Origin of the sequence: Sphaerisporangium melleum, from assembly GCF_014646695.1 — a bacterium.
Taxonomy (GTDB): domain Bacteria; phylum Actinomycetota; class Actinomycetes; order Streptosporangiales; family Streptosporangiaceae; genus Sphaerisporangium; species Sphaerisporangium melleum.
The window spans coordinates 1-200 of the sequence record NZ_BMNT01000024.1; the positions used below are offsets into that span (position 1 = coordinate 1).

A 200-nucleotide genomic window follows, 5' to 3' on the forward strand; every position below is an offset into this window, starting at 1 on the left:
CCGGGCGGCGGTACTTCGGGCACCACACGACGTGGTACCCCAGGTCGTACGCCGCGCCGGGGGAGGTGCGCACCTGAGCAGTCACACGATCATTATCACAGCACCGCTCATCTAATGCTCAGGAGAAAGGAACCCGCGATGAGAGCAGAGAGCAAACCAGTCAGGGACGGCATTCCCCCGTCACCTGAAGGCGACGCTCC

General features: G+C 63.5%; 1 pseudogene. It reads right to left on the reverse strand.

Features of this window, described 5'->3' with window-relative positions:
* A pseudogene (locus tag IEY93_RS39935) lies at positions 1–73 on the reverse strand (IS200/IS605 family transposase); the annotation flags it as partial.
* Positions 74–200 lie beyond the last annotated feature (127 nt).